Here is a 2,851-nt window from a genome sequence, read left to right as displayed (position 1 = left end):
CAGTGCTGCCTCGTCCCACGGCATCCGCAGCGAATACCGGAAGACATCGTGGTAGAGCGAAGATTCGGCACGTTCGCGGCTGTGGAACAGCATGCCCAGCTGCAACCTGGTCAACGGGTACGCGTCCACCACATGCCGTAGGCGGGCTCGGTCGATCCCGGCCACCAGTTCGAACGGGGCGAGGGCGGTCGCGGCGACAGCACCGGTGCCCGCCCGCTCGGCCAGTTCGGCGATGGTGGGGCATTCGGCGATGTCACGAGCGCTGATCACCAGCCCCCTGGCCTCGGCCCTGGCTCGCACCCGCAGCAGCAGAATCGAGTCGCCACCGAGGTCGTAGAAATTGTCGAACACCGATACCGACTCGCGGTCGAGCACCTCGCGCCAGATGAGCGCCAACTGTTCCTCGACCGGTGTGCGGTGTGCGGTGTGCTCGACGGTCGAGTTCTCGGCGGTGATCGCCGCGAGCGCGGCGCGGTCGGCCTTGCCGCTCGGGGTCAGCGGGATCGCGTCGACGCGAACGAACAGCGACGGAATCATGAACTCCGTCAGTGTCTTCGACAAGGCAGCACGTAGTGCTGCGGGCTCCGGTGCGGATGCCGCCACCCAGTAGGCGGCCAGATAGGTGGCGCGGTCGGGGGCAGCCCGGTCGATGACCGTGGCGGCGGTGATGCCGGGCAGTGCGGCCAGTGCGTTCTCGACCTCGCCCAGCTCGACCCGGTTGCCCCGGATCTTCACCTGCCGGTCGATGCGTCCCAGGTACTCCAGTTCACCGTCGGCGAGGCGGCGAGCCAGATCGCCGGTGCGATACATCCGCTCGCCCGGGTGGAACGGGTCGGCGACGAATTTCTCCGCCGTCAATTCCGGGCGATCGCGGTAGCCGCGCGCCAGACCGGCTCCGGCAATGCACAATTCGCCCGCGACGCCGACCGGTTGGGGCTGGTCGGACGGGCCGAGCACGTACAGGCGGGTGTTGTCGATCGGTCGGCCGATCGGTACCCGGGTCACCGTTCGGGCCGGGTCGACCGGGCAGTCGTGATAGGACACGTCCACGGTGGCCTCGGTCGGGCCGTACAGGTTGACCAGGCGTGGCGCGCGGGCACCGAGCCCGGCGAAAGTCTGATTCCACCGGTTGACCTGATGGGGGAGCAGCGCCTCACCACTGCAGAACACCGTCCGCAGACCGGCGGCCTCGTCCACCGCGGTCGGGTCGGACTCGAGCAGATCCAGGAAGGGCGTCAGCATCGACGGCACGAAATGCATGACCGTGACACCGAAGTCGGCGACGGCGGCGAGCAGTTCACGGGGATCCTTCTCACCGCCCGGCCGCAGCAGCGCCACCTGGGCACCCTCGAGCGCCCACCAGAACAGCTCCCACACCGACACGTCGAACGAGGACGGCGTCTTCTGCAGGATCACATCGGCGGGGCCCAGCGGATACTGCCGCTGCATCCAGCCGATCCGGTTGAGCACCGAATGATGCTCGACCACCACACCTTTGGGACGACCGGTGGAGCCGGATGTGTAGATCACGTAGGCCGGGTCGGTGCCGGTCGGGGCCGGAGTCCGCGCCGGGGTGTCCGTCGACCAGTTCTCTGGCGACAGCACGAGCCCGCCGGACATCTCGGTGTCGGTCAGCACCACCTTGGCGGCACTGTCGGCCAGCAGGTAGGCGATGCGGTCGGCAGGATAGCCGGGGTCGATCGGGACATAGGCGGCTCCGGCGTGCACAGCGCCCAGGATCGCGACGAGCATGTCCGGACCGCGTTCGAGCAGCACCGCGACCAGATCGCCGGCCTCGACCCCGGAATCGCGGAGCACACCGGACAGGGCGGCGGCACGGTCGGCGAGCTCGCGGTAGGTGATCGAGTCGTCGGTCGCGGTGTGGACCGCGACCGCGTCCGGCGTGCGCTCGGCCTGAGCCATGATGCGGGCGATGACGGTGGTCTGGTCCTCGTAGGGGCGCGCCGTCGCGCGAGCGCGGTCGACCAGCAGGTCGTGCTCGGCCGCCGACAACATCGGCAGCAGCGACGGATTGGTGTCGACCGCGTCGATCCCGGCGTGCAGCAACGCGATCAGATGCTCGGCGACGGACTCGATCGGGTAGTCGGCATCGAAGATGTCGGCGGCGTGATCGAGGCGGATCAGCAGCGGCCCGTTGTCATCGATCTCCGAGATCGTCCAGGCCATCGCCAGCGGGCTGTACCCCTGGGAGGGTTGCTGCACTTCCTCGAGTCCGTCGATCAAGCCCGCGGCCGAGGGCAGGCGCGGGTAGGCGACCGTCACGTCGAACAGCTGTCTCGCCGGGTTGCCGAGGCGGCGCAGCTCACCCATGAGATCGCCGAGCGGATAACGCTCGTGCTGCTTCATGCGGCGCACATCGGCTTTCACCGCGGACACCAATTCGCGCACGGTGCGAGGGCCCGCTGTCCGGATGGACAGTGGCAGCGTGTTGGCGAAGTGACCGATGGTGGCCTGCTCGGTGGGGTTGGTGCGATTACCGAACGGGATGCCGATGGCGACCTCGTCGGTGCGCAGGACGCGCGACAGATAGAGGCCGAGCATCGCACAGAAATACGGGTACAGCGACAGCCCTGATTCGCGAATCCGGTTGACCAGCAAGCGATCCAGCGTGAACTCGTACGCCGTGACCGGTGCCAGCCCCTCGGTGGCGCGGGGCCGGTCGAACAGTGCGGGGGTGCTGGTGGTCAGCGCGGCGACCAGAGCGTCGCGGTCGAGCAGGTACTGATCGCTTGCCCGATAATCACGTTCGAACGGCAGGCATCCCAGAAACGACGATCCCGGGAGCTCGATCGGATTCCCGGTCATCGTCGTGGCGTAGTCGGTGAGGATC

At 68.1% G+C, this 2,851-nt stretch carries 1 protein-coding gene; it reads right to left on the bottom strand.

Features of this window, described 5'->3' with window-relative positions:
• Positions 1–2,851: amino acid adenylation domain-containing protein (locus ACFWF3_RS30870; RefSeq protein ID WP_379317239.1), on the bottom strand; the 2,851-nt coding region annotated here is incomplete at both ends.

Source organism: Nocardia sp. NPDC060220, from assembly GCF_042727815.1.
Classification (GTDB): domain Bacteria; phylum Actinomycetota; class Actinomycetes; order Mycobacteriales; family Mycobacteriaceae; genus Nocardia.
This window is presented reverse-complemented; position numbering and strand designations above follow the sequence as displayed.